This is a genomic window from Pseudomonas sp. P4_C3, from assembly GCF_056402075.1.
Window position 1 is genome coordinate 1 of record NZ_JBFUIC010000586.1, and the last position, 1,531, is coordinate 1,531.

The 1,531-nt window shown below is 52.3% G+C and carries 1 protein-coding gene and 1 pseudogene; one reads left to right on the forward strand and one right to left on the reverse strand.

Going from position 1 to position 1,531, the window contains the following annotated elements:
* Positions 1-775 (forward strand): substrate binding domain-containing protein (locus AC1DVH_RS30915; RefSeq protein ID WP_477756989.1); only part of this gene is annotated, 775 nt, incomplete at its 5' end.
* Between the two features lie 180 nt (positions 776-955).
* On the opposite strand, the pseudogene AC1DVH_RS30920 reads toward AC1DVH_RS30915, so the two are convergent.
* A pseudogene (locus AC1DVH_RS30920) lies at positions 956-1,531 on the reverse strand (NAD(P)-dependent oxidoreductase); the annotation flags it as partial.

Consider the following 1,531-nt stretch of genomic DNA (forward strand, 5'->3'; position numbering starts at 1 on the left):
GGCGTTAACTGAAAGCGGCGTGGTGTACTACGAAAAAGTGAAACGCATAGCGCATGATCTCGAATCGGCGCAAAGCGCGATCATCAGTACGCAGACTCAACTCCAAGGGCGACTGTGCATCGCTTCTACCTCCGCTTTCGGGCGGCATGTGTTGGCATCACTAATCGCCGGCTTCGCTGCACGTTACCCACACCTGATACTTGAACTTTCAACCACAGATCGCAAAATTAATCATATTCAAGAAGGCATTGATCTGAGCCTGCGGATCAAACCACAACTAGAAGAGGGGATCGTCGCTCGCAAGATCGTTTCAGTCCCTTTTATCATCTGCGCGTCGCCCACCTATTTGGAACGAGTGGGCTGGCCACGCTCCCCTGAAGAACTCCAACACCACGCCTGTCTAGCGTTTCGCTACCCGCTAGACGGACGCTTTCTACGTTGGGGTTTTATCCGGGATGGGCAACGTTACGACGCTAATCTCAATGCGACCACAATCAGCGACGATATTGATGCTCTAGCCCAAATGGCCATCCACGGCGCGGGAATTACCCGCTTGGCAGAGTTCGTGGCGGCGCCCTATATCGAAAGGGGCCAACTCGTTCCTCTGTTTGAACATCGCCACGCTTCAACTTATGCCTACGCTGAACCGCTCGATATTTATGTATGCGTCCAGGAGCGCGCCGCCATCACACCCAAGGTCAAAGCTTTTATGAATTATTTGACTGAATATCTGGAAATGCGCTGGCCGATGGAAAATACCTTTACTGCGTCCTGATAGGGTGCTTTGCAGCCTTCATAATTTCAATGGCCGAGCTTCGCATGGGGATACAGTTACGAACCGCTGCTTGCAGGTGACTACGGCCGGTTGCAGTCTGATTCTACGGGCAGCTATGGGCAGTTCTCTGCCGGTCGTCACTACAGCGTGTGCTGGTCAAGTCGAATGCAAACAGTTGGTCAAGTCCATGCAATTACTCAATTTGAAAAGCCTTGAACTCGCCAGCGGCTCTTTCACATAAACATCTAAACCAGCTGCTCGTATCGTCTTTTCTTCAAGCGCTTGAATGAGTGCGTCCTGATCAACCACAGGGCCACTAGAAACGTTGATCAAAATACTCTCCGCGCCCATCAACGCTAGCTCTCTGCGTCCGATGAGGTTTCTCGTTTCGTCCGTCAAGGGCACGACCGGGCAAACAAAATCAGACTCGCTTAAAAGCGTTTCTTACGAGACGAACCTCGCACCGAGCTCTTGTTCCAGCTTTGGTTTACGACTGTTGCCGCTGTACAAGATGTTCATGCCGAAACCAAACCAACCTCTGCGGGCGATGGCCTCTCCGATTTTGCCCAGGCCGATAATGCCCAAGGTCTTTCCATGCACGTCACTCCCAAAATGGGATGCGTCGATGGTATTCGTCCAGTTCCCCTCTTTCGTCCACGCATCAAGCTCAGGAATGCGTCTCGCTGTGGCGAGGATCAGGGCGAAAGCCAGATCAGCCGTGGTTTCGTTCAAGACATCCGGCGTGTTGGTCAACAT